Source organism: Alishewanella sp. WH16-1, from assembly GCF_001441695.1.
In the GTDB taxonomy this organism is placed as follows: Bacteria; Pseudomonadota; Gammaproteobacteria; order Enterobacterales; family Alteromonadaceae; genus Alishewanella; species Alishewanella agri.
Map to the genome: position 1 here is coordinate 1 of NZ_LCWL01000102.1, position 949 is coordinate 949.

Genomic DNA, 949 nt, shown 5'->3' on the forward strand with positions numbered 1-949 from the left:
CCCCTTGAATCAGCATATTGCGTAAATAGGCATTACCACGTTTGGTTATGCCTGCCAATTTTTGCTTCCCTCCGCTGGAATGCTCTTTAGGGACTAATCCAAGATTAGCCGAAAAGTGCCGACCATTTTTGTAAGCTTTACCATCACCCGCAAATGCGAGAGCTGTCGTAGCCGTCTTTTCACCTACACCACGAATGGTCATCAATCTCTTGGCATTGGGGTTGGTTTGGGCCTGAGTTTTAATATGTTTATCTAACCGGTCAATAACCGCATCTAGTGATGCCCATTCTTGTTGGATATCACAGATAAGTGCTCGTGCCGCGCTAGTAAGGCCATTTTCTGCATCTTCCAATAAATCAGACAACGCATTTTTTAACGACGTTCTGCCGGTTGCGAAGATAATGCCATATTCATTTAACAAGCCGCGCAGTTGATTTATCAAAGCCGTGCGAGCATCCACCCGACGTTTCCGGAGTTTATGTACTATCATCATATCGGTTTGCTCAAGACTACGGGGTCTGACGAAGTGCATATTGGGGCGCCTTGCCGCTTCAGTAATCGCGAAAGCATCATTACGGTCATTTTTGTTGCCTTTGACAAAAGGCTTTACATGAATAGGCGGGATAAGTAACACCTTAAAGCCAAGTGCTTCTAAAGTGCGCCCCCAGTAATTTGAACCAGAGCAGGCTTCCATTGCAATGGTTGCATCTGGGTAATCAGCTAACAAGGCCAGCAAATCCTTACGTTTAATCGTACGATTAAAAACGGCTTTACCTGCCTGATTGACGCCACAGAGCTGAAAAATACTTTTTGCTAAATCGATTCCAATTAGTGTAACTTTCATGTTGGACACCTCATGTAAACTTATTGACGGTTAACACATCAATAATGGCGCATTGTGACGCCGATTTCACTTGAGGTGTCCATCTCATCATCCCTGTGCCCTTTC

1 protein-coding gene is annotated in these 949 nt (G+C 44.7%); it reads right to left on the minus strand.

All coding sequences use genetic code 11. From position 1 onward, the window contains the following. Positions 1 to 844 (minus strand): IS110 family transposase (locus AAY72_RS10660; RefSeq protein WP_057787416.1); only part of this gene is annotated, 844 nt, incomplete at its 3' end. Between the last annotated feature and the right edge of the window lie 105 nt (positions 845 to 949).